This is a genomic window from Streptomyces sannanensis (genome assembly GCF_039536205.1).
Lineage (GTDB): Bacteria > Actinomycetota > Actinomycetes > Streptomycetales > Streptomycetaceae > Streptomyces > Streptomyces sannanensis.
The window spans coordinates 6,032,276-6,056,235 of record NZ_BAAAYL010000001.1 but is presented as its reverse complement, the minus strand read 5'-3'; the positions used below and the strand labels follow the sequence as shown (position 1 = coordinate 6,056,235).

16 protein-coding genes and 2 pseudogenes are annotated in these 23,960 nt (G+C 68.2%); 4 read left to right on the top strand and 14 right to left on the bottom strand.

The window, feature by feature from the left end; all coding sequences use genetic code 11:
- Positions 1-6 precede the first annotated feature (6 nt).
- Positions 7-96 (top strand): annotated as a pseudogene (locus tag ABD858_RS36910) (helix-turn-helix domain-containing protein); the annotation flags it as partial.
- Positions 97-1,047: 951 nt separating this feature from the next.
- Complete coding sequence (locus tag ABD858_RS28230; RefSeq protein WP_345042681.1) at positions 1,048-5,244, top strand: carboxypeptidase regulatory-like domain-containing protein; 4,197 nt, start codon at positions 1,048-1,050, stop codon at positions 5,242-5,244.
- 559 nt (positions 5,245-5,803) lie between these two features.
- On the opposite strand, the gene ABD858_RS28225 is transcribed toward ABD858_RS28230, so the two are convergent.
- Positions 5,804-5,947, bottom strand: a complete 144-nt coding sequence (locus ABD858_RS28225) for a hypothetical protein (RefSeq protein ID WP_345042678.1) — start codon at positions 5,945-5,947, stop codon at positions 5,804-5,806.
- 249 nt (positions 5,948-6,196) lie between these two features.
- On the opposite strand from ABD858_RS28225, the pseudogene ABD858_RS28220 reads away from it, so the two are divergent.
- A pseudogene (locus ABD858_RS28220) lies at positions 6,197-7,723 on the top strand (S8 family serine peptidase); the annotation flags it as partial.
- Between the two features lie 1,342 nt (positions 7,724-9,065).
- Here the strand turns inward: ABD858_RS28220 and ABD858_RS28210 are convergent.
- From ABD858_RS28210 to ABD858_RS28155, 12 genes are all read right to left on the bottom strand, one after another.
- Positions 9,066-10,265: a PucR family transcriptional regulator gene (locus ABD858_RS28210; protein ID WP_345042676.1), complete on the bottom strand. Its 1,200-nt coding sequence runs from the start codon at positions 10,263-10,265 to the stop codon at positions 9,066-9,068.
- A 430-nt stretch (positions 10,266-10,695) separates the two neighbouring features.
- Positions 10,696-13,521, bottom strand: a complete 2,826-nt coding sequence (locus ABD858_RS28205) for a DEAD/DEAH box helicase (RefSeq protein ID WP_345042674.1) — start codon at positions 13,519-13,521, stop codon at positions 10,696-10,698.
- A gap of 101 nt (positions 13,522-13,622) precedes the next feature.
- Positions 13,623-14,582, bottom strand: a complete 960-nt coding sequence (gene tatC / locus ABD858_RS28200) for a twin-arginine translocase subunit TatC (RefSeq protein WP_345042671.1) — start codon at positions 14,580-14,582, stop codon at positions 13,623-13,625.
- A 60-nt stretch (positions 14,583-14,642) separates the two neighbouring features.
- Entirely contained in the window at positions 14,643-14,927 is a 285-nt protein-coding gene (gene tatA / locus ABD858_RS28195; RefSeq protein ID WP_345042669.1) for a Sec-independent protein translocase subunit TatA, read from the bottom strand.
- 345 nt (positions 14,928-15,272) lie between these two features.
- Complete coding sequence (locus ABD858_RS28190; protein WP_345042666.1) at positions 15,273-15,470, bottom strand: hypothetical protein; 198 nt, start codon at positions 15,468-15,470, stop codon at positions 15,273-15,275.
- A 19-nt stretch (positions 15,471-15,489) separates the two neighbouring features.
- The gene (locus ABD858_RS28185; RefSeq protein ID WP_345042664.1) at positions 15,490-15,744 is read right to left on the bottom strand and encodes a hypothetical protein; all 255 of its coding nucleotides are present in this window, start codon (positions 15,742-15,744) and stop codon (positions 15,490-15,492) included.
- Positions 15,745-15,748: 4 nt separating this feature from the next.
- Entirely contained in the window at positions 15,749-16,705 is a 957-nt protein-coding gene (locus ABD858_RS28180) for a helix-turn-helix transcriptional regulator (protein ID WP_345042661.1), read from the bottom strand.
- A 17-nt stretch (positions 16,706-16,722) separates the two neighbouring features.
- Positions 16,723-17,679 carry a helix-turn-helix transcriptional regulator gene (locus ABD858_RS28175; protein WP_345042659.1) on the bottom strand — a complete coding sequence of 319 codons (957 nt, stop codon included), beginning with the start codon at positions 17,677-17,679 and terminating at the stop codon, positions 16,723-16,725.
- Positions 17,680-17,800: 121 nt separating this feature from the next.
- Positions 17,801-18,172 (bottom strand): FKBP-type peptidyl-prolyl cis-trans isomerase, encoded by a 372-nt coding sequence (locus ABD858_RS28170; RefSeq protein WP_345042657.1) that lies wholly within the window; start codon positions 18,170-18,172, stop codon positions 17,801-17,803.
- 40 nt (positions 18,173-18,212) lie between these two features.
- Positions 18,213-19,148, bottom strand: a complete 936-nt coding sequence (locus tag ABD858_RS28165; protein WP_345042655.1) for an FKBP-type peptidyl-prolyl cis-trans isomerase — start codon at positions 19,146-19,148, stop codon at positions 18,213-18,215.
- Positions 19,149-19,245: 97 nt separating this feature from the next.
- On the bottom strand, positions 19,246-20,607 hold the full coding sequence (gene pafA / locus ABD858_RS28160; RefSeq protein ID WP_345042652.1) for a Pup--protein ligase: 1,362 nt from the start codon (positions 20,605-20,607) through the stop codon (positions 19,246-19,248).
- A gap of 9 nt (positions 20,608-20,616) precedes the next feature.
- Positions 20,617-21,876: an MFS transporter gene (locus tag ABD858_RS28155; protein WP_345042650.1), complete on the bottom strand. Its 1,260-nt coding sequence runs from the start codon at positions 21,874-21,876 to the stop codon at positions 20,617-20,619.
- A gap of 108 nt (positions 21,877-21,984) precedes the next feature.
- Here ABD858_RS28155 and ABD858_RS28150 point away from each other — a divergent pair, with 108 nt between their 5' ends.
- A complete protein-coding gene (locus ABD858_RS28150; RefSeq protein WP_345042647.1) occupies positions 21,985-23,001 on the top strand; it encodes a LacI family DNA-binding transcriptional regulator in 1,017 nt (338 codons plus the stop codon).
- Positions 23,002-23,184: 183 nt separating this feature from the next.
- On the opposite strand, the gene prcA is transcribed toward ABD858_RS28150, so the two are convergent.
- On the bottom strand, positions 23,185-23,931 hold the full coding sequence (gene prcA, locus ABD858_RS28145) for a proteasome subunit alpha (protein ID WP_345042645.1): 747 nt from the start codon (positions 23,929-23,931) through the stop codon (positions 23,185-23,187).
- Positions 23,932-23,960 lie beyond the last annotated feature (29 nt).

Here is a 23,960-nt window from a genome sequence, read left to right as displayed (position 1 = left end):
CTGACGCTGTGCGAGCTTCGGTACAGCTTCCGCCTGTACCCGAGTGCCGGTCAGCGCACGGCGCTGGCGAGGGCGTTCGGGTGTGCGCGGGTGGTCGCCCGGCATGGGCGCACCCCGGTACAAGTCACGTCTTCCTCACCGCGGACAAGTTCCTGCAGCCAGCCTGCCACTGACTGCCCCGGCCACGTGCCTGGGCCGTCGTGCCCTCACACCGCCGTGAGCCCATTGCCCGTCCTTCAGCTCGGGGCAAGTAGCTCTTCTGAAATGGGCTCGGCATGCCTACCAGCGGTGAGCGGCCCGGGTCAGCAGGCAAGAGGCGTTCGCCACATGCTCAATGAGCGATTACGCCGAAGCCCTGCCACGTGGTAGGCGCCATGCCGAGTTGGCCGGGGCCATAGGTCGCTGGGCACACCTGGCCGGGGCAGTCGTCCCGGCCAGGTGTTTTTGCATGTTCAGGGGGATGTCGAGCTGCCGGGCGTCTGCATGATTCGACATTCGTCGGGCCGGCGCTGGGATTGTCCCGACTTTCGACCGATGACGGAGCTGTGCCGCCGCCCATAAGGTCCGCGTAAACCTGTCATCCGGTAGAAGGGGCGAACAAAGTCTCGTGCACCGTGTCCTGTCGAACCTCTTGTGTCCCCGAGCTCCACCTTGGGGCTGGAAAGTGCCGACACCGTCCGGTTGATCCAGCTTTCGGCAGCACGGTAATGAAAATATTCTCGCGTTTCGTTATCGCATGAGGGGTGGCGAGGGCCACGATTCGTGAGCACGTGCTGGAATCTCCCTTGAACTGTGGCGGCGACGAAAAAACCGACACGATCGCGGCTGAAATCATCCGGCCGAAAAGCAGCTCGTGATCACGGCGCCAGTCAGTACTAAAGCACGCTGGGCCGCGGAAACGAGTCGCAGCTGAAGGAGTACGGATGAGCCGAGATCTGCCTGATTCAAGAATTCACGATTCGGGTTTTCATGCACCGCTTAGGAGAGCTTTACGTGTCTCATCCCCCATCCGCGCGACCATTCCGCCGCAGGTCGCGTCCGGTCGCGTTGACCACACTGGTCGGACGTGTCTGCACGCTGATCGTGGCGCTCGCCGTCGCCGCACTCACGGTGATCGCTGTACCGGCCGCGGCCTCCACCGCCTCCACCTCCGCTACCTCCGCTACCTCCGCTACCTCCGCTACCTCCGCCAAGAATCCTGTCCCGACCGCGAAGGCCGCCGGCCCGACCTCGCCTGGCCGGCACCCCTCCAAACAGGTGTGCGACAAGCCGTCAAAATCCGGTGAGATGTCGTGCTTCGCCGTGGTCCGCACCGATGTCGTCGCGGCGAAGGGTCTCCAGGCTGATGCCGCTCCGGCCGGTTTCGGTCCGGCTGACCTGCAGAGCGCGTACAACCTGCCCTCTGCCGGATCCACTGCGACCGTCGCCGTCGTGGCTGCGCACGACAACCCGAACGCCGAGGCGGACCTGGCGGTCTACCGTCAGCAGTACGGACTGCCGCCGTGCACCACGTCCAACGGCTGCTTCAAGAAGATCGACCAGCGCGGCTCCACCAACTATCCGCCGGCGAACGCCACGTGGGCCTCGGAGATCGCACTGGACATCGACATGGTCAGCGCGGCATGCCCGAGCTGCAAGATCCTGCTGGTCGAGGCCGACGACGCCCAAATGAAGAACCTCGGCGTGGCCGTGAACCAGGCGGTCGCCCAGGGCGCCAAGTTCATCTCCAACAGCTGGGGCAGTACCGAGTTGTCCACCGAGCTCCAGAACGAGGCCTACTTCAACCACCCCGGTGTCGCGATCACCTTCGCCACCGGTGACAGCGGTCACCGCGTCGCGTACCCGGCTGCGTCGCAGCATGTGACGGCGGTCGGGGGCACCTCGCTGTTCAAGGACACATCTACCGCCCGTGGTTGGACCGAGGCGGTGTGGAGTGGTGCGGGCAGTGGCTGCTCGAGGTACGTGCCCAAGCCGTCTTTCCAGAAGGACACCGGCTGCGCGCGCCGTACGATCGCGGATGTGTCCGCGGTCGCCGACCCGAGCACCGGTGTCGCGGTCTACCACGGCGGCTGGCAGGTCTTCGGCGGCACCAGCGCGTCCGCCCCGATCATCGCTGCGGTCTACGCGCTGGCCGGGACGCCGGAGGCGGGTTCGGCGCCCAACTCCTACCCGTATTCCGCCCAGCCCTCCGCGCTGAATGATGTGACGTCTGGGAGCAACGGAAGTTGCACGCCTGGGTACCTGTGCACCGGAGAGCCGGGGTATGACGGGCCGACCGGGCTCGGCACCCCGAGCGGGCTCGCGGCGTTCCGCTCCGCGCCCGCCGGGCCGCGCGGCACTGTCGCGGGCACGGTGACCGACGGCACTGCTCCGCTGGCGGAGGCCAAGGTCACCGTGGGTGACGTCACGGCGATGACGGACAAGCAGGGGCACTACACCCTGACCGTGCCACCGGGAACCTACGACATCAGCGCGAGCAAATTCGGGTACGGCACCAAGACCGTTTCGGGTGTCGCCATCGCTGACGGTCAGACGGTGACCGAGAACTTCGCGCTGACCGCGAAGTCGCGCGTCAACATCACCGGCACGGTCCATGACGGTTCCGGTCACGGCTGGCCGCTGTATGCGACGGTGCGGGTCGAGGGCGAGCCGACGGCGGTTGCCTACACCGACCCCAAGACGGGGAAGTACACGCTGAGTGTGCCCGTCTCCGGCACCTACACGTTGCAGGTCGACCCGGTGTATCCGGGTTACAAGCGGGATTCTCGGGCTGTGCAGGTGGGTTCGGCGGATGTGACGCATGACGTCAACGCGTCGGTCGACCAGGCGACCTGCACTGCCGCCGGGTACGGCTTCCAGTACCACGGCACCACCGAGTCCTTCGACGGCGACACCAAGCCGGCGGGCTGGACCGTCGACGACAAGGTCGGCAACGGCCAGACCTGGGTGTTCAAGGAGCCCCGCAAGATCGGCAACAGGACCGGCGGGTCCGGCAACTTCGCCGTCCTCGACAGCGACTACTACGGCCGCACCAGTTCACAGGACAGCTCGCTGATCAGCCCGGTCATGGACTTCAGCCAGCAAGCCCAACCGGTCCTGACCTTCCACTCCGACTACAACGGCATCGGGTCCCAGACCGGAGACGTCGATCTCAGCGTCGACGGCGGCCAGACGTGGAAGACCCTCTGGCACCACACCAACGACAGAGCCTGGGGACCGCGGACCGAGGTCGTGGACCTGTCCCAGGCCACCGGCAAGGCCAAAGTCCAGGTGCGGTTCCACTTCACCGCCGACTGGGGCCTGTGGTGGCAGGTCGACGACGTCCTGCTCGGCAGCCGCACCTGTGACCCGCTGCCGGGCGGCCTGGTCGTCGGCCGGGTGACCGACAAGAACACCGGGGCCGGAATCAACGGCGCCACGGTGACCTCGGCCGACAAGCCCACCGAGAAGACGACGTCGGCGGCGACGCCGAACAACCCGAACCTGGGCGACGGCTTCTACTGGATGTTCTCCTCCCTCACCGGGGAACACAAGTTCTCCGCCGCGGTGGGGCGCTACTACAGCCCACAGGACATCACGGTCAACGTGGCCCCGGACCAGGCAACGGACGGCACGTTCGCCCTGCCCGCCCCCCGGCTCGCGGTCAGCCCGGCCCAGCTCAGCACGACCGTCGACTGGCAGGGCCAGGCCGGCTCCGCCCTGACCCTGAAGAACACCGGAACCGCTCCGCTGACCGCCAAGATCGGCGAGTGGCCGGGCGTCTACCAGCCCGCCGCGCAGCCCGCCGCGGCGCAGCAAGGCGCTCCGCTGCAGGAGGTGAAGGGAGACTACAGCCCCCTGCCGTTCCAGCCCGGCAAGACCACGCAGACAGCGACCGCCAAGCCGTCGGCGACGCCGTACGCGGCGCCGTGGACGACGATGGCCGACTACCCAGAGATCATGGACAACGCTGTGGCGACCATCGGCGGCAAGGTCTACTCGGTCGGCGGATTCGACAGCACGACCTACGTCAACAAGGTCTACGCCTACGACCCGGGCGCCCAGGCGTGGAGTGCTCGGCCGAACCTGAGCGTCGCCAGGGCGGGAGCGCAGGCAGCCGCCTACGGTGGCAAGCTCTACGTCTTCGGCGGCTGGGGGGTGGGCATGCCTGCAGTGGCCAAGACCGAGATCTACGATCCGGCGAGCGGCACCTGGTCCACGGGCGCCGACAACCCGAAACCGTACTCCGGCGCCGGCGTGGCCGTGCTGGGTGGCAAGATCTACATCGTCGGTGGCTGCCTGGGCAACGACTGCGCCAAGACGGATGTGCAGGTCTACGATCCTGCGGCGAACTCCTGGAGTTCGGGCCCGGCGTATCCGGAGCGGACCGCCTGGCTCGGCTGCGGTGCCATCGAGGACAAGCTGTACTGCGCGGGCGGGTGGAATGGCATCGGCAGCACGCACGCCTACAGCTACGACCCGGCATCCGCCAAGTGGACTCGCGTCGCTGACCTGCCGATCGAGCTGTGGGGGATGGCCTCCTCGACGTCAGCCGGCAAGCTCCTCGTGTCCGGTGGCGTGACCGACCACTCCAGCGTGCTCACCAACCAGGGCTTCGCCTACGACCCGGAAGCCGATGTCTGGGCCGCGCTGCCCAACTCCAACAACACTCTCTACCGCAGCGGCTCCGCCTGCGGCTTCTACAAGATCGGTGGTACCGCCGGAAGAAACTACGGTTCTACGCAAGTGGAGCTGTTGCCCGGCCAGGACCAGTGCACCGCCACGGGCGATGTCCCCTGGCTCTCACTGGACAAGACCCAGGTGACGATCCAGCCGGGCGAGAGCGTTGACGTCAACGCGAGTTTCAACGCGAACGTCGCCGAGATCACCCAGCCGGGCACGTTCACCGCGCAGCTCACGATCGGCGCGAAGACCCCGTACGGGACGATCCCCTCGGTGCCGGTGACGCTCACGGTGAACCCGCCCAAGACCTGGGGAAAGATCACCGGGACGGTTACCGGGGTCGGCTGCACCGGCACGTCGGCGCCACTGCCCGGAGCGACCGTGCAGATCACCTCGAAGACGGCGAGCTACACCCTGAAGACCGACCGGAACGGTAAGTACGCGTACTGGCTCGACGTCAAGGGCAACCCGCTCACGGTGGCCGCGTCCAAGGACGGCTGGGCGCCGCAGTCACGATCGGTCGAGATCAAGCCGGGTAAGGCGACCACGGCCGACTTCCCCCTCAATCAGACCTGCAGCTGATCTGACGCTCCGTGCGAGCCGGGCCCGGCCCCGGCTCGCACGGGCAGGTCGCGGTCTCCGCCACCGATCCGATGCCGGGGCCGCGACCCTTCTCGGCCGTCCCCGGTCTGCAGTGGGCGGGGATGAGCACGGCAGCCGGTCCCTTTTTGCCGCCCAGCCGGACGTCGACCAGGTGTACGGCTGGGCGGTAGGCGCCATGCCGAGTTGGCCGGGGCCATGGGTCGCTGGGCACACCTGGCCGGGGCAGTCGTCCCGGCCAGGTGTTTTTGCGTGTTCAGGGGGATGTCGAGCCGCCGGGCGTCTGCATGATTCGACATTCGTCGGGCCGGCGATGGGATTGTCCCGACTTCCGACCGATGACGGAGCTGTGCCGCCGGCCATAAGGTCCGCGTAAACCTGTCATCCGGCAGAAGGGGCGAACAAAGTCTCATGCACCGTGTCCTGTCGAACCCCTCGTGTCCACGAGCACCACCTCGGGGCTGGAAAGTGCCGACCCCGTCCGGTTGATCCAGCTTCTGGAAGCACGGTAATGAACATATTCTCGCGTTTCGTCATCGCATCAGGAGTGGCGAGGGCCACGATTCGTGAGCACGTGCTGGAATCTGCCGTGGACTTTGGCGGCGACGGGAAGCCCGACATAATCGCGGTCGACGTCATCCGGCCGGAAGAGGCCGAGCAGGGTCTCGAGCTCCCTTGTGGTCATGGACGCCGGTCCGTACTACGGCACGCTGCGCCGCGGAACGATTCGCAGCTGAAGAAATGAACCGAGATCTGCCTGATTCAAGAATTCACGATCTGGGTTTGCATCCCTGTAGGAGAGAGATCTGTACATGTCTTATCCCCCCTCCATGCGACCATCCCTCTATAGGTCGCGTCCGCTTGCGTTGATCACGACGGTCGGGCGCCTCTGCGCGCTGAACGTGGTGCTCGCCGTCGCCGCAGAGGAGCTTTGATGCCACTGATTGCACGTACCCGGCGCACTCTCAAGGGCGCGGCCGCGGTTACCGTTGCGGCCCTGACGCTTGGCGTCGGTCCGGCGCTGCCCGCGACGGCGGCAAGCCAGGCCGAAGGCACGATCGAGAACGTGGGCGCGCCCGGTGCCATCAAGGATCGGTACATCGTGGTCCTCGGCAAGGGAGCCGACGCCGACTCGCTCAAGGGCAAGGCGCTGGCCGCCAAGTACGGTGCCAAGGTCAAGAGGACCTACCACACGGCGCTCAACGGCTACGCCGTCGAGCTGACGGAGAAGCAGGCCAAGCGGTTCGCCGCCGACCCGGCCGTGGAGTCCGTCGTGCAGGACCAGGTCGTCAAGGTGACCGGCACCGACCCGACCGGCACTCAGCCCAAACCGCCCTCCTGGGGGCTGGACCGGATCGACCAGCCGGCCCTGCCGCTCGACAGCAGCTACACCTACGCGGGTACGGCGGGCGGCGGAGTCACGGCCTACATCATCGACACCGGTGTGCGCATCAGCCACCAGGACTTCGGCGGCCGCGCCAGCTACGGGTTCAGCGCATTGGAGGGCGACGACAAGGCCGAGGACGGCCACGGCCACGGCACGCATGTCGCCGGCACGGTCGCGGGCTCGTCGTACGGTGTGGCCAAGGCGGCCAAGATCGTCGCGGTACGCGTGCTCGACAACACCGGCACCGGACCCACCTCCGGCATCATCGCGGGCGTGGACTGGGTGACCGCCAACGCCGTCAAACCCGCGGTGGCCAACATGAGCCTCGGCGGCGGTATCAGCACGGCGCTGGACACCGCTGTCCGCAACTCCATAGCCTCCGGGGTCACCTACGCCTTGGCGGCGGGCAACGACAACATCGATGCCGCCGGCTCGTCCCCGGCCCGCGTGACCGAGGCCCTCACCGTCGGCTCCACCACCAGCGGCGACGCCCGCTCCAGCTTCTCCAACTACGGCAGCACGGTGGACATCTTCGCGCCCGGGTCAGCCATCACGTCGGCGTGGAACACCGGCGACACCGCCACCAACACCATCAACGGCACCTCGATGGCGTCCCCGCACGTGGCCGGAGCAGCCGCTCTCTACCTGGCGGACAACCCCACCGCCACCCCATCGCAGGTCGCAGAGGCGCTGATCTCCTCAGCCACCAACGGAGTGGTGACCACCCCGGGCACCGGTTCCCCCAACCGGCTGTTGAACGTCGAGGCGTTCCGTTCCGGGCCGCGCGGCATCGTCACGGGTACCGTCACGGACGGCACTGCTCCGCTGGCGGAGGCCAAGGTCACCGTGGGTGACGTCACGGCCAAGACGGACAAGCAGGGGCACTACACCCTGACCGCGCCGCCGGGAACCTACGACATCAGCGCGAGCAAGTTCGGGTACGCCGGCAAGACCGTTTCGGGTGTCGTGATCGGCGACGGTCAGACGATGACCGAGAACTTCGCGTTGACCGTGAAGCCGCGTGTGAATGTCACGGGCACGGTCCATGACGGTTCCGGTCAGGGCTGGCCGCTGTATGCGACCGTGCGGGTCAAGGACGAGCCGACGGCGGTCGCCTACACCGACCCCAAGACGGGGAAGTACACGCTGAGTGTGCCCGTTTCCGACACCTACACCCTGCAGGTCGACCCGGTGTATCCGGGTTATGAGCGTAACTCTCAGGCTGTGCAGGTGGGTTCGGCGGATGTGACGCATGACGTCAACACGTCGGTCGACGAGGCGACCTGCAGCGCGGCCGGGTACGTCCACCTCTCCGCCGGTACATGCGACCCGGTACCGGGCGGCCTGGTCCTCGGCCGGGTAACCGACAAGAACACCGGAGCCACCATCAACGGCGCCACGGTGACCTCGGCCGACAAGCCCGCGGAGAAGACGACCTCGATGGCGACGCCGAACGACCCGAACCTGGGCGACGGCTTCTACTGGATGTTCTCCTCCCTCACCGGGAAGCACACCTTCTCCGCCACGGCCCAGAACTCCTACAGCCCAGAGGACATCACCGTCAACGTGGCCCCGAACCAGGCAACGGACGGCACGTTCGCCCTGCCCGCACCCCGGCTCGCGGTCAGCTCGGCCCAGCTCAGCAAGACCGTCGACTGGCAGGGCCAGGCCAGCTCCACCATGACCTTGAAGAACACCGGAACCGCCCCGGTGACCGCCCAGATCGGTGAGCAGCCGGGCGGCTACCAGCCCGCTGCGGCGCAGCAGGGTGCTCCGCTGCAGGAAGTGAAGCCAGTCCCCTGGCTCTCGGTGGACAAGGCCGGGGTGACGATCCAGCCGGGCGAGAGCGTTGACGTCAACGTGAGTTTCAATGCGAACGTCGCCGAGATCACCCAGCCGGGCACGTTCACTGCGGAGCTCACGATCGGGGCGGAGACCCCGTACGGGGCAATCCCGTCGGTGCCGGTAGCCCTCACGGTGAACCCGCCGAAGACCTGGGGAAAGATCACCGGGACGGTCACCGGAGTCGACTGCACCGGCACGCCCGCGCTACTGAGGGGAGTAACTGTGCAGATCACTTCGAAGACGGCGAGCTACACCCTGAAGACCGACGAGAACGGTAAGTACGTGCTCTGGCTCGACGTCAGCAACAACCCGCTCACGGTGATCGCGGCCAAGGACGGCTGGGCGACGCAGACCCGATCGGTCAAGGTCAAGCAGGGCATGGCGACCATGGCCGACTTCTCTCTCAAACCCGACCACACCTGCACCTGATGTGACGCTTCGTGGGGGCCGGGCCCGGGCCCGGCCCCCACGGACAGGTCGCGGCCCCGCCACCGATCCGATGGCGGGGCCGTCGCCCTTCTCCGCCGCCCGTCTGCAGCGCGGGGCAGCGGGGCGTCGCCGGACTGGGGGTTCAGCAGACAGGCCGGTAGCGGCCGGTGAACCGCGCGAGTTTCAGTCCGAGGTGCAGGCAGAGACGTTCGTTGCCGTCTTTGAGGTTGGCGCCTGCCAAGTGCTCAAAACGCTGGATGCGGTAGTACAACGATGTGCGATGCAGCTTCAGGCGTTCGGAGGTCGCGAGTACATTCCCGGAGAGATCGAGATAGGTCTCCAGCGTCTGAAGCAGAGGCAGCGCCTCCGGATCGGTGAAAAGCCGCTCGAGCCCGGGATGAAGCACAAGCTCGCCGAGGTCTTGACTGAACAGCTGCGCGAGTACCCGGTAGATGCCGAGCTGGGACCATCGGGCAATCCGGCTGACGTCGGGCATGGAAGCAGCGATACGAGCGGCTTGGTCGGCCTCGAGATAGGAGTCCCGCGCCTGCGCCAACTCCGACCGTGGCTGTCCGATGCCGATCACGGATGACGACACCTGCTCGAGTCCGGACATCGCAGTCTGCAGGGCGTGGTCGAGGTGGGACGCATAGAGGTCCACCGTCAGCTCGTCGACCTCCCCCTCCATGCCGAAGAGAAGCAACCCGTCGCTGTGAGAGACAAGGTGGACGGCGTGTCGTGCGGGCAGCCGGTGGCGGGTATTGACGAGTGCATGTTCGAGAGCGAGCCGCACCTGGGCATCCGGCTCGGCATCGGGGGTGAGCACCGGCCGGGCCACCAGCACGACGACACCGAGGGAGGGGTCGAAGTGCCTGCCCTCGATGAGGGTGCGAGCCGCATAGGACTGGACATCGCTGCCGCAAAGCAGCAGGTTCGTGATCGCCTCCGTCTCCCGGTTGTGCGCGAGTTCGCCGGCCAGCACCTCGCGATACAGCGCAAGAGCGAAGTCCTGGGTGGCGGTTTCGGCCAGCGCGATCTGCTCCGAGCTCATCGACTCGTCGGCATCGATGAGCCACAGATACCCCAGGAGAAGGTCGTGGTGCCGGATCGGTATGCATACCCGCGGCAGCATGCCGAGCGAGACGTTGTGGGGAATGCGGACCGCCTGTCGCGCCTTGGCCAGCTCGAACTGTCGCAGCCATGCCAGCACCTCGGCGGATACGCAGCGCTGCAGAATCGAAGTATGGCGAACCGCATCGGGCAGATCACTGTGCCGGCTGTAGACCACCAGCCGCTGTCTGCGGTCCTCGACGGTCGCGGGGCGTGACAGCGTGGTCGCCAATGAGTCAACAAGGTATTGGAGTTTTGGGTACATTGAACACCTCCGGGCGGTGCAGCCCGCACTGGTCCGAGCACGCTCGATGTCACGGGCGTGGCCACGCTTCCTACGCTTGTCAAAGCCTTCGGATTGGCCGCGATCTTCATCACGTACATGACAGATATGTAGACCAGGGGGCGGACCGAGGAAACTAATTGATAGAGGCGTATTCCTTCCATGACGCAAACCCGCCACAATAATCGGCCAGACCATCCGCGGTCAGTGCTGCGCCGCCTTGGTGATGGTGGTCGGTCGGTGACCGAGTACCACTTCGGGATGTACGGCGAGTTCCCCGGTGATCCAACCCAAAGCAAGCATTCCTGGACAGGGAATACTGCTCTGAACACGCCGACGGCCCGGCCGGACAACCGGCCGGGCCGCAGCGGCAGGAAGGTCAGCCGACCGAGCTGTAGGCCACCACTCCACGCAGGAGCGCGTCGACCGCCTTGCGGGCGGTCCGCGGGACCGTGCTGCCCTCGACCGGCGCGGCCTGGGCGATCTGGCTCAGGACGTCGATGACCTGCTTGCACCAGCGGACGAAGTCACCGGCCGGCATCTCCGCCTCGCGCAGCACCTCGTCGAGGCCCTTGCCCGAGGCCCAGGAGTGCGCCGCCCAGGCGAAACCGAGGTCCGGCTCCCGCTGGCCGACGCCCTCGGCCTGGTTGATCTTGTGTTCGTCCTCCAGGGCGTCGAGGTGGCCCCAGATACGGACCATCTCGCCCAGTGCGGCCTTGGCCCTGCCGGACGGCAGTTTCGGCGGCAGGGCGTCGTCCGCCTGCCGCGCTTCGTACACCAGCGCCGAGACGCACGCGGCGAGCTCGGCCGGGTCGAGGTCCTCCCAGACGCGGGCGCGCAGGCATTCGCTGGCCAGCAGGTCCAGCTCGCCGTAGAGCCGGGCGAGCCGCCTGCCGTGCACGGTGACCTCGTCGTCGCGGAGGTAGTCGAGCCCGGTGAGAAGCGCGACGATCCGGTCGAAGGTACGGGCGATCGTGTTCGTACGCCCCTCGATGCGCCGCTCCAGCTGACGGGTGTCACGCCGCAGCCGGTGGTAACGCTCGGCCCAGCGGGCGTGGTCCTCGCGCTCGTCGCAGCCGTGGCAGGGGTGCGCGCGCAGTTCGGCGCGCAGCCGGCTGATCTCACGGTCGTCGGCCGCCTCGGAGCGCTGCTTGCGGCGCCGCTCGGGCACGATGTGCCCGGCCTTGGTGCGCAGCGCGGAGGCGAGGTCACGGCGGGACTGGGGCGAGCGGGGGTTGAAGGACTTGGGGATCCGCATCCGCTCCAGCGGCTCCACCGGCACCGGGAAGTCCATCGTGGCGAGCCGCTTGACCTGCCGTTCGGCGGTCAGCACCAGCGGGCGCGGCCCGTCCTGGTGCTCATAGCCGCGGTGGCCGTTGGAACGCCCGGGCACACCCGGGTCGAGGACCAGGGCGAGACCGGCGAACTTGCCGGTCGGCACATGGATGACGTCACCGGGCTTGAGCTTCTCCAGCGAGCTCATGGCGGCGGCCCTGCGCTGCGTCACGCCCTGCCTGGCCAGCTCGGTCTCGCGGTCCTTGAGTTCGCGGCGCAGCCGCGCGTACTCCTCGAAGTCGCCCAGGTGACAGCTCATGCCCTCGCGGTACCCCGCCAGGCCCTCTTCGTTGCGCTGCACCTGGCGCGAGATCCCGACGACCGATTTGTCGGCCTGGAACTGCGCGAAGGAGGTCTCCAGCAGCTCGCGCGAACGGTGCCGGCCGAACTGCTCGACCAGGTTCACCGCCATGTTGTACGACGGCTTGAAGCTCGAGCGCAGCGGATACGTGCGCGTACCGGCGAGACCGGCGAGCGCGCCCGGGTCCATGCCGCGCTGCCACAGCACCACGGCGTGGCCCTCGACGTCGATACCGCGGCGTCCCGCGCGGCCGGTCAACTGGGTGTACTCGCCGGGGGTGACATCGGCGTGCTGTTCGCCGTTCCACTTGACGAGCTTCTCGAGCACCACCGAGCGGGCGGGCATGTTGATGCCCAGCGCCAGGGTCTCGGTGGCGAACACCGCCTTGACCAGGCCGCGGACGAACAGTTCCTCGACGACCTCCTTGAAGGTCGGCAGCATGCCCGCGTGGTGCGCGGCGATGCCCCGCTCCAGACCCTCCAGCCATTCGTAATAACCGAGGACATGCAGGTCCTCGCCGGGAATGGAGGCGGTGCGCTCCTCGACGATACGGCGGACCTCCTGGCGCGCCTCCTCGTCATTGAGCCGCAGCCCGGCGTACATGCACTGCTGCACGGCGGCCTCGCAGCCGGCCCGGCTGAAGATGAAGGTGATGGCGGGCAGCAGCCCCTCGGAGTCGAGGCGCTCGATGACCTCGGGCCGGCCCGGCGTCCAGATCCGGCTGCGCTGGCGGCGCTCGCGCTCCCGGTCCGCCTCGCGCACCATCTTGCCGCGCCGCCGCTCGCGCGGATCGTAGGTACGGCTGTTCTCCATCCGCGCCATGCGCAGCAGGTCGGGGTTGACCTCGCGCCTGGCCCCGCCCCGGCCACCGTGGTCGGTGGACTCCTCGAAGAGGTCGTACATCCGCCGCCCGGCCAGGACGTGCTGCCACAGCGGAACCGGACGCTCCTCGGAGACGATCACTTCGGTGTCGCCGCGGACGGTGTCCAGCCAGTCGCCGAACTCCTCGGCGTTGGAGACCGTCGCGGACAGCGACACCAGGGTCACCGACTCGGGAAGATGGATGATCACTTCTTCCCAGACGGCGCCGCGGAAGCGGTCGGAGAGGTAGTGCACCTCGTCCATCACCACATAGGCGAGCCCGCTGAGCGTCTGGGAGCCCGCGTACAGCATGTTGCGGAGCACCTCTGTGGTCATCACGACCACCGGCGCCTCGGAGTTGATGCTGTTGTCGCCGGTGAGCAGGCCGACCTTGTCCGGGCCGTAGCGCCGCACCAGATCGGTGTACTTCTGGTTGGACAGCGCCTTGATGGGCGTGGTGTAGAAGCACTTGCGGTGCTGGGTGAGCGCCAGATGTACGGCGAACTCGCCGACGATCGTCTTGCCGGAGCCCGTCGGGGCCGCGACGAGCACGCCCTTGCCTGCCTCCAGGGCCCGGCATGCCTCTATCTGGAACGGGTCCAGCTCGAAGTCGTACAGCTCACGGAAGGGTGCGAGCGCTGTGGCCTGCTCGGCGGCGCGGATCCGGGCGGCTGCGTACGCTTCGGCGGGTGAAAGGTCCTCGGTCATCTTGCTTCGAGCGTACCCGGCCCGTGTGACAGTCTCGCGATCTTTATCAGGAAGCGGAAGCGGCCGGGGCGCGTGGTGTGCGCGCCCCGGCCGCTCCGTCATCAGGTGACGTCGTCGTAACCGTTCGTCCGGTGCGCCGGGGTCCCGTCCCCGCTCGCCTGCTCGGGCACCGTACGGCCCGCGGAGACGGGTTCGGTCTCACCGACGTCCTCGGGTGTGAGGTCCAGATCCGACGCCTCGTCGTCGGCCGGTCCCGCGGCCTCGCGGGCGGCCCGCCGACGGTCGTTGAGGAGCGCGAAGCCGACGGCGATGAAGTACAGCAGCACGATCGGCGCGGCCAGCGACAGCATCGACACCGGGTCGACGGTCGGGGTGGCGAAGGCCGAGAAGACGGTGACACCCATGATCATGCCGCGCCACCAGCCGAGCATCCGGCGTCCGGCGAGCACGCCGCCCAGGTTCAGCAGGACCAGCAGCAACGGCAACTCGAAGGAGAGCCCGAAGACGATCACCATGCGGGTGACCAGGTCGAGGAGCTCGTCGAGCGGCAGGAAGTTCTCCACACCATCCGGTGTGAAGTCCAGCAGCACCTCGGCGGCCGCGGGCAGCACGTGGTACGAGAACCAGCCGCCCGCCACGAAGAGCGGGAAGCCCGCCGCCACGAAGGCGAGCGAGTACCTCTTCTCGTGCCGGTGCAGGCCCGGCGCGATGAACGCCCACAGCTGGTACAGCCAGACGGGACAGGCCATCACGACACCCGCCATCAGCGACACCTTGATCATCAAGGTGAACGGGCCCATGAGGCCGGACATGGTGATCCGGCCACACGTTCCGTCACTGGCCGAGGCCAGCTCGCTGAAGGCTCTGTCGCAGCCCACCGACTGCTTCACCGGCTTGGTGATGACCTCGACGATGCCCTTGTAGAAGAAGGCCGCGAGCACAGCGCAGACCAGGATCGCGAAAAGCGCCTTGGCCAGCCGGTTGCGCAGCTCACGCAGATGATCCGCAAGGGGCATCCGCCCGTCGGGGTCCTTCTCCTTCTTGCGGGCAGACTTCAGCAACCCACGTCCTCATCTCGTACGGCGGGACACCTCGAAACGCCGGGCCCGCGGTTGCCTGGGTCAGCGCTTGGTGGTGTCCGTGGGCTCGGCCACGGGGCGCGCGCTGGTGACGTCACCGGGCGCCGCCTGGATGGTGCGCGGGACATCCTGCGTGGCACCGGGCTGCGGCGGGGCGGCCGCGGCGGGCTCCTGGCCCTCGGCCTTCATCGCCTTGGCCTCGCTCTTGAGGATGCGGGCGGACTTGCCGAGCGAACGGGCCATGTCCGGAAGCTTCTTCGCGCCGAACAGCAGGATGATGACGACGAGGATGAGGATGATCTCGGTGGGGCCGAGCCTTCCGAACATATCCGTTTACCTTCTTACCGAGGCGACAGGGGCGGGACTGCCCTTTTCCGGCCGGACATCGGTCCGGCCGCCGTACTGCCAGCGATCGTAACCCGCGGTTGTGAACGCTGGGCAATCCCTGTGCATACCTGACGTTGCGGCCCGGCGCTCACGCGCGGACCGCATTCAGCAGCGTACCGCTGTCGCTTTTCGGAACACCGAGCCCGGCACGACCGGCCGGACGGGACCGAGTACGCCTGGCGCTGTGGCCGGAAAGGTTTACCGGAAAGCCCGAGGCTCCCCCGACTGCCTCCCCCAGCGTTAGCTGGGGGAGGCGCGAGCCGGTGAACCTTTCCGGTCCCAGTACTAGCGCAGGCTCTCCCCGGCACGAGCCAGATTCCCGGCCACCTGCTCCAGGTCCTGCGCGGCCCGGGTGATCCGCTCCGAGCTCTCCGCCACCTGGCGGCCGAGCCTGCGCACCTCGAGGGCGACCCGGACCGCCAGCACACCGAGGACGGCCAGGCCACAGAAACCAACAACGACAGCGATCATCGGCCAGAGCATATGCAGAGACTAGTCGGTCCTAGACGGTGGAGCAGAGGCGCAGTGTCCGCACACCGCCGCCGGTGAGGAGTTCGACGATCCGCTCACCGGCCGGCTTGCGTACGGCGGAGCCGCACTCGGGACACGTGAACGAGTAGAACGTGGTGCGGCGGCTGGCGCCGATCGCCAGCCGCAGCGCACCCGCGGCGAGTTCGAAGCGGGCACGGCAGTCCGGGCAGGCCGCCCTGTAGCGAACCGGAACCGTCGGTGTGGACATGACCGGCATGGTGCGCATCCCCTCAGTCCTCGCTGCCGTACGCCGCGAGCGCGTCGCGGGCCGCCTGCCGTGCCGCCTCCGCGAGGTCGTCCGGGGAGACGATGCGCCCGTCGCTGCCGAGCCGCAGCGCGAGCCGTCGCAGCGAGCCCGGGTCGGGGGTGCGCAGGGCGATCCGCAGGCCACCGTCCGGCAGCTCCTCGGCGCTGTCGTGCGGGTAGTACTCGGCGACCCAGCGGCCGCCGGGGCCCACCTCGACGACCACCTCGGGATCCTCGGCGGAGGGCTGCACCAGGCCGGCCGACAGATCGCGCAGCTCGATCTCCGGCGGCGCGGCAGGCTTGTCGAGGATCCTGATCGCGGCGACCCGGTCGAGCCGGAAGGTGCGGCGCGCCTCGGACGTGCGGCACCAGGCCTCCATATAGGTGTGCCCCACCGCGAAGAGCCGGATCGGGTCGACCTCGCGCTCGGTGAGCTCGTCACGCGCGGGCGAGTAGTAGCGCAGCCAGAGCCGGCGGCGCTCGGAGATCGCCCGGTCCACCTCGGCAAAGACTCCGCCCTCGGACTCGAAAGTGACCGACAGCCGGGCGCTGGCCCCGGCCGCCTCGCCGGCCGCCGCCTCCAGCTTCGCGGTGGCGCGGACCAGTGCCTGCCGGTCGCTCTCGCGCAGCCCGGGCAGTGTGGCGACGGCGCGGGCGGCCACCAGCAGCGCCGTGGCCTCGTCGGCGGCGAGCCGCAGCGGCTCGGCGACGTCGTCGGGGTTGTGCCACCAGATGCGGTCGCCGTCGGTGTCGATGTCGAGCAGATCACCGCCACGGAAGCTGGTGCCGCACATCGGCAGGACATCGAGGTCGGAGATCAGCTCGTCCTCGGTGATGCCGAAGGCGCGGGCGACATCGGCGACATGCGCGCCGGGGCGCTCACGCAGATACGTCACCAGCGAGAGCATCCGGCGGGTCTGGTCAATGGCGTTCGCGGCCATGGTCGTCCGTGTCCCCTCTAGTCCTTGGCCACGGCACGCAGCCGGTCCACCACATCGGCCCGCAGGTCCGCCGGGGCCATGACGACCACATCGGGGCCGAACTCGACGAGCCAGGCGTCCAGTCCGTGCCCGTACGGGATCTCCAACTCGTCCCAGCCGCCGCCCAGTTCCCGGACGGACGTGGCGCGGGCGCGCAGCGGATAGCCGGCGCCGGACCGCAGCCTGATCACGGCGGATCTGGTCGCGGTCTCGCCCGCCCAGGTCTCCACCGTCTCGCGTACGGTCACCACGTCGGGAACTGGCGCGGTGAAGGCGCCTGCCCGGGACCGCACCTTTCCGGTGATCCGGGAGAGCCGGAAGACACGCTCGGCGCCGCGGTCCCGGTCCCAGCCGGCCAGATACCAGTGGCCCCGCCAGCACTCCAGGGTCCACGGCTCGACATGGCGGGCCTCGGGGCGCACCGCGTTCGCCTTGCGGTAGTCGAAGACGACCGGGCGGCGGTCGCGGCAGGCGAGCATCAGCGGCTCGAAAGCGGCCTCGTGCACGGGAATCCGCGGTTCGAGGGCGCTGTGCTGCCCCTCGTACGGGTCCTCGGCCTCGGGCATGCCGGCGGCACGGAGCTTCTGCAGGGCGCCGCTGGCGGCACCGGCGAGCCTGGCCTGCTGCCACACCTTGGCGGCCAGGCCCAGGGCCGCGGCCTCCTCGGCGTCCAGCTGAATGGGCGGCAGACGATTGGAGTCACGCCGGGCCAGATAGCCGGTCTCGCCCTCGAGACTCTCCACCGTCTCGATGACCAGGCCGAGTTCGCGCAGATCGTCCTTGTCCCGCTCGAACATCCGGTTGAAGGAGTCGTCCGATCCGGCTTCCATGTACGCCTCGATGGAGCCACGCAGCTCGCGCTTGCTCAGCGGACGCCGCGTCCCGAGCAGACACAGCGCGAGGTTCATCAGCCGCTCGGCCTTGGCAATGGCCATGACGCCTTTCACACCTCTTCTGTCGTGCCGCTTCGCCCATCGACCGTACCGCTCCGACGTGTCGCGGCAAAAGCCGAGGGCCCATGCCGGACAGCACGGGCCCTCGGATGACCGGAAGTGATCAGACCGCGACCAGATCGCAGACGAAGATCAGGGTCTCGCCCGGCGCGATCGCGCTGCCGGCGCCACGGTCGCCGTAGGCCAGGTGCGGCGGGATGATCAGCTGGCGGCGGCCGCCTACCTTCATGCCCTGCACACCCCGGTCCCAGCCCGTGATGACCTGGCCGACACCGAGCTGGAACTGCAGCGGGGCGCCACGGTTCCAGGAGGCGTCGAACTCCTCACCGGTGGAGAAGGCCACACCGACGTAGTGCACCTTGACGAAGTCGCCGGCCTTGGCCTCGGGGCCGTCGCCCTCCCAGATGTCCTTGATCTCCAGGTCCTTCGGCGGCTCGCCGCCCGGGAAGTCGATCTCGGGCTTCTCGATGCTCACTGACTTGCTCCTCAAGTACGTACTGCTGAACGGGACAGTCTTACATCACTGCGAGGATGTCCATCGCGAAGACCAGGGTGGACTTGGCCGGGATACCCGTCTGCGCCTTGTCACCGAAGGCCTGGTCCGGCGGGATCACCAACAGCACCCTGCTCCCGACCTTCTTGCCGATGAGACCGTCCTTGAGCCCCTTGAGGGTCACCTGCTCCAGCGGGAAGTTCTGCGTCTTGCCCTGGGCGTAGCTGCTGTCGAACGTCTTGCCGTCCTTCCACAGCACACCCGCGTAGTGCACGGCCACGGTGTCGGTCGGCTTGACCACCGGGCCGGTGCCCTCGATGACGTAGTTGGAGACCAGCTTCTTCGGCGGGTCCACCTTGGGCACGGTGACGGTCGGCTCCTTGCCGTCCGTGTTGGTGCCCACCTTCGGCAGGTCCGCGTTGGTCTGGGGGACCTCGGTGCCCTTGGCCGACACCGGGACGGTGGTGCCCTTCAGCACATCGACGACGAACACCAGAGTGGCATTGCCCTTGATGTCCCCCTGGCCCTGCGGACCGTAGCCGAGCTCCGGCGGGATGACCAGCTCGACACGGCTGCCGACCTTCTGGCCCTCGAGGCCCTTCTCCCAGCCCTGGATGACACCGCCGGCACCGAGGGTCAGCTTGAACGGCTCACCCCGGTCGAAGCTGTTGTCGAACGGCTTGCTCTCGTCGTACTCCTGGCCGAGGTAGTTCACCTCGGCCGCGTCGCCCTTCTTGAGCGTCGGGCCCTTGCCCTCGCTGATGACCACGACCTTCAGGTCCTTGGGCGGTTTCCCCTCCCCCTTGGCGAGGGTCGGCTTCTCTCCGAACTTGGCACCCGCAGTGATCGCAGGCGCCCCGTTCTTCGTCGAGGCGGATTGGGAGCCTTCGTCGTTCCCGCAGGCCGCTGTCGAAAGCAGCAGCAACGGGACGACGAGCAGGCCGGCAAGTCGGCGCACGTGTTCCTCAGATCTCAGACGGCACAGTGGTTGGTTGCCGCCACTCTAAGGCGTGCACAGGGCCCCGTACGAGAAAGCACGGGGCCCTGCCGCATCACTACATCCCGGCGATCAGCTTCTCCACCCGGTCGTCCACCGAACGGAACGGGTCCTTGCACAGCACCGTACGCTGCGCCTGGTCGTTCAGCTTCAGGTGCACCCAGTCGACGGTGAAGTCCCGCCGCTGCTCCTGGGCCCGGCGGATGAAGTCGCCGCGCAGCCGCGCCCGAGTGGTCTGCGGCGGCACCGACTTACCCTCGAAGATCTTGATGTCGTTGCAGATCCGGGCAGCCTGCCCCTTCTTCTCCAGCAGGTAGTACAGCCCCCGACGGCGGTGGATGTCGTGGTACGCGAGGTCTATCTGGGCGACCCTCGGATGAGACATCGTCATGTTGTGCTTGGCCCGGTACCGCTCGATCAGCTGGTACTTCATGACCCAGTCGATCTCGGTCGCGATCCGGTCGAGGTCCTCCTCGCGAACGGCCTCCAGAGTGCGGCCCCACAGCTCCAGGACCTGGTCGACCGTGCCCGTACGGATACCACGGCGCTCACAGAAGTCCACGGCCTTGTCGTAGTACTCCTGCTGGATCTCCAGCGCCGACGCCTCCCGACCGCTGGCCAGACGCACCTTGCGCTGGCCCGTTATGTCGTGGCTGACCTCACGGATCGCCCGGATCGGGTTCTCCAGCGTCAGGTCACGCATCACCGTGCCCGCCTCGATCATGCGCAGCACCAGATCGGTCGCACCGACCTTGAGCAGCATCGTCGTCTCGGACATGTTGGAGTCGCCGACGATGACATGCAGTCGGCGATAGCGCTCGGCATCCGCGTGGGGCTCGTCCCGGGTGTTGATGATCGGACGGGAGCGGGTGGTGGCCGAACTGACACCCTCCCAGATGTGCTCGGCCCGCTGGCTCACGCAGTACACGGCACCACGCGGAGTCTGCAGCACCTTGCCCGCGCCGCACAGCAGCTGACGGGTGACGAGGAACGGAATGAGAATGTCCGCGAGCCGGGAGAATTCTCCGTGCCGTGCGACCAGGTAGTTCTCGTGGCAGCCGTAGGAGTTTCCCGCCGAGTCGGTGTTGTTCTTGAACAGATAGACGTCGCCCGCGATCCCCTCCTCGTGCAGGCGGCGCTCCGCGTCGACGAGCAGACCTTCGAGAATGCGCTCACCGGCCTTGTCGTGGGTCACCAGCTCGGTCACATTGTCGCACTCGGGAGTTGCGTATTCCGGATGCGAACCCACGTCGAGGTAGAGGCGGGCGCCGTTCCGCAGGAAGACATTGCTGCTGCGGCCCCATGACACAACACGGCGGAAGAGGTAGCGCGCCACTTCGTCAGGAGACAGTCGGCGCTGTCCCCTGAACGTGCACGTGACGCCGTACTCGTTCTCCAGCCCGAAAATGCGGCGGTCCATGAGGGAACATTACGCCTGATGGCCAGAGCTGAAACCGGGTTCGACCACACCACTTCGATCAATTTCGCCAGGTCCGGCGACGATTTCGGTACGGCCCGCAGCCGCCAGGACCCGCTGGGTGGCCAGCAGCACCAGCAGCGCCATGCCACCCCCGGCCCCCGCCACGGCGAAACCCGCGGAGATCCCACCGACTTCGAGGACCGGACCCGCGGCCGCCGTCCCCAGCGCGGCGCCGACCGTGAAGGTCGTCACCAGCCAGGAGAACGCCTCGGTGACCGTGCCCCGCGGCGCATGCCGGTCGACGACGATGAAGGCGCAGGCGATGCACGGAGCCAGGAAGACGCCCGCGAGAGCCGTCAGCGCCGTCATCGCTACCGCGCCCGGGACCAGCATCAGCGGCAGATAGCCGACCGCGAGCAGGGCCGTCAGAACCGTCAGCCGCCGCTCGGGCGCACCACTCCACCGGCGCGCCCCGTACACCGTGCCGCCGAAGAGCGCGCCCAGACCCAGGGCGGCCATCAGCCATCCGTACACGGCGTCCCCTCCGTTGCCGTCGGCGTAGCCGGCGGCCGCGACGGTGATCGAACCCAGGGCCGTGCCGATGAAGAGAAAGGCGCCCAGCAGCGCGAGCAGCCCCGGAGAGCGCAGCGCGCCCAGCCAGTGCGCCTCGCGCGGCGCGGAACGCCACTCACGGGACGGACGCGAGACCACCACCGAGAGAGCACCGAGCACCCCGATCACACTCATCACGAGCAGGGCCACCCGCGCCGACCACAGTGACACGCACAGCGTGACCAGCAGCGGCCCGACCGTGAACATCACCTCCTGCGCCACCGCGTCCATGGCGTAGGCCGTGTGAACCTGCCCCTCCTTCTTCAGCACACTGGGCCACAGCGCGCGCAGGCCACCTTCCAGCGGCGGGGTGAAAAGTCCGGCCACGCCGACGAAGGCATAGGCGGCGGGCAGCGACGCGGTGCCGGCGAAGGCGAACGCGACCATGCCGAGCGCGGAGACGACCGCGGCCGGGAACTGCACCCGGGGCTGGCCGTACAGGTCCACCATGCGGCCCAGAACCGGCTGGCCGACCGCGTTGGCCACTCCGTACACGGCGGCGAGACCACCGGCCAGGCTGTAGCTGCCGCCCTCGGCCCGGATGAAGAGCACGATCGCGATCGCAGCGGTGGCGTTGGGCAGCCTCCCCACCAGGGTGCCGATCAGCAGCCGCGCGGCATGCCGCGTTCCGAGGATCTCCGCGTATCCCGCGGCCATGTGGTTCTCCCTTGAGGTTTTACGTATAACCAAGCAGGTCATACGTACCATGTGCCCAACACACGGGTCCACCCCCGTGACGGGAAGCACAGGAGCGCGGAGGCCTCGGTGAGGAGCACGGACCATCGCCCGACCAGCCGGGACGTGGCACGGGAGGCCGGGGTCTCCCAGGCAGCCGTGTCGCTCGTCCTCGGCGACAAATGGCGCGGCCGGGTCTCCGAAACCACCGCCGAACGCGTCCGCGAAGCCGCCCGCGAACTCGGCTACCGGCCCAACCTCGCCGCCCGCAACCTCCGGCTCGGCCGCACCCGCACCGCCCTGCTCGTCGTACCGGCCCTGACGAACGAGTTCTTCGCCCGCGTCTACCAGGGTGCCTCCGACGTCGCCGCCGAACACGGCTTCGGCGTGGTCCTCTACCGCTCCCCCATCGGCGAGGGCCCCGCGAAGGACCCCTTCCCCTCCGCACGCGCCGCACTCGACGGAATCATCGCCTCCTCGATGGCCACCGACGCTCTTTCCGCCATCCGCGGCACCGACCTGCCACTGGTCATGCTCGACAGCGACCCCGACGACACCGGAGCGGCCGCCCACGTCAACGTCGACCTGGCCGACGGCATGCGGCAACTGACGGAACATCTGCTGGAACTCGGCCACCGGCGCTTCGCGCACCTCGCCTCGGCGATCTCCTCATGGACCTTCGACGTACGCGCCCAGGCGCTGGCCTCGACCCTGCGGAGCGTCCCCGACGCCGAGGTACGAACCGTACCGACCCGGCTCAGCATCGACGGCGCCCGCGAGGCCGCGGAGCTCGCCCTCACCGGCCCAGGACCCCGACCGACCGCACTGATCTGCGACGACGACATCCTCGCCGCCGGCGCCTGCAAGGCCGCACGCCGACTCGGCCTGCGAGTGCCGGACGACGTCTCCGTCACCGGCTTCGACGACCTGACCCTGGCCTCCGCGGTGGAACCCGAGCTCACGACCGTCGCACTGCCCGCGGAAGAAGTCGGCAAGCGCGGCATGACAGCGCTCCTCGCCGCCCTGGAGGGCCGCTCCCCCGAGCCCGGCACACTCCCGGTCCACCTCGTCGTCCGCGACTCCACGGCCCGTCCGCGGGCGCACTGACCGCACCGGTGGACCATCCTCCGCGGGGCGACGGTGTGCCCGTCCTCGAACTCCCCCGGCCACCTCCCCCAGCTGCGGCTGGGGGTGCCCCCAGAGGTGCCCCCGGGAGGGGCTCGGTGGGCGCGCAAAAGCCCGCGCCCCCGGCACGCTGGGCGGCCGGGGGCGCGGAGGGGTACTACGGAGTCACTCCTCCGTGTCCGAAGGGACATCCGTCGGGGCCGAGGCCGCGTCCGGGGCCTGGAGCAGGCGGGACAGCTGCCGGCCGACAATACGCTTGAACTTGCGCGCCTGCGGGCGCGTACGGTCCAGGACGGCCACCTCGAGCCGCTCCGCGGGGATCTCCCGCTCGGTGCCGTTGGTGTCCCGGGACAGCGCCTGGACGGCCAGCCGCAGCGCCTCCGCGAGCGTCATGCCGTCGCGGTGACGCTGGTCCAGGAAGGAGCTGATCTGCTCTGCGTTGCCGCCGACCGCGACCGAGCCGTGCTCGTCCACGATCGACCCGTCGTGCGGCAGCCGGTAGATCTGGTCCGCATCCGCGGTCTCACCGACCTCGGCGACGACCAGCTCCACCTCGTACGGCTTCTCGCCGACACTGGAAAAGATCGTTCCCAGTGTCTGCGCATAGACGTTCGCGAGACCACGAGCCGTCACATCGTCACGGTCATAGGTGTATCCACGCAGATCCGCGTACCGCACACCGCCGATACGCAGATTCTCGTACTCGTTGTACTTACCGGCCGCGGCAAAGCCGATCCGGTCGTAGATCTCGCTGAACTTGTGCAGCGCACGGGACGGGTTCTCACCGACGAACACGATGCCGTCGGTGTACTGCAGCACAACCAGGCTGCGACCACGGGCGATGCCCTTCCGGGCGTACTCCGCCCGGTCGGCCATCGCCTGCTGGGGTGAGACATAGAACGGCGTCGACACCGGCTATCCGTCCCTTTCTGTCAGTGGCG

What these genes read in the sequence shown, in the direction of transcription:
- tatA (WP_345042669.1), bottom strand. Translation starts at nt 14,927, where the DNA reads ATGTTCGGAAGGCTCGGCCCCACCGAGATCATCCTCATCCTCGTCGTC.
- ABD858_RS28180 (WP_345042661.1), bottom strand. Translation starts at nt 16,705, where the DNA reads ATGGCCGCGAACGCCATTGACCAGACCCGCCGGATGCTCTCGCTGGTG.
- ABD858_RS28175 (WP_345042659.1), bottom strand. Translation starts at nt 17,679, where the DNA reads ATGGCCATTGCCAAGGCCGAGCGGCTGATGAACCTCGCGCTGTGTCTG.
- ABD858_RS28205 (WP_345042674.1), bottom strand. Translation starts at nt 13,521, where the DNA reads ATGACCGAGGACCTTTCACCCGCCGAAGCGTACGCAGCCGCCCGGATC.
- ABD858_RS28190 (WP_345042666.1), bottom strand. Translation starts at nt 15,470, where the DNA reads ATGCTCTGGCCGATGATCGCTGTCGTTGTTGGTTTCTGTGGCCTGGCC.
- pafA (WP_345042652.1), bottom strand. Translation starts at nt 20,607, where the DNA reads ATGGACCGCCGCATTTTCGGGCTGGAGAACGAGTACGGCGTCACGTGC.
- ABD858_RS28155 (WP_345042650.1), bottom strand. Translation starts at nt 21,876, where the DNA reads ATGGCCGCGGGATACGCGGAGATCCTCGGAACGCGGCATGCCGCGCGG.
- ABD858_RS28185 (WP_345042664.1), bottom strand. Translation starts at nt 15,744, where the DNA reads ATGCGCACCATGCCGGTCATGTCCACACCGACGGTTCCGGTTCGCTAC.
- ABD858_RS28225 (WP_345042678.1), bottom strand. Translation starts at nt 5,947, where the DNA reads ATGACCACAAGGGAGCTCGAGACCCTGCTCGGCCTCTTCCGGCCGGAT.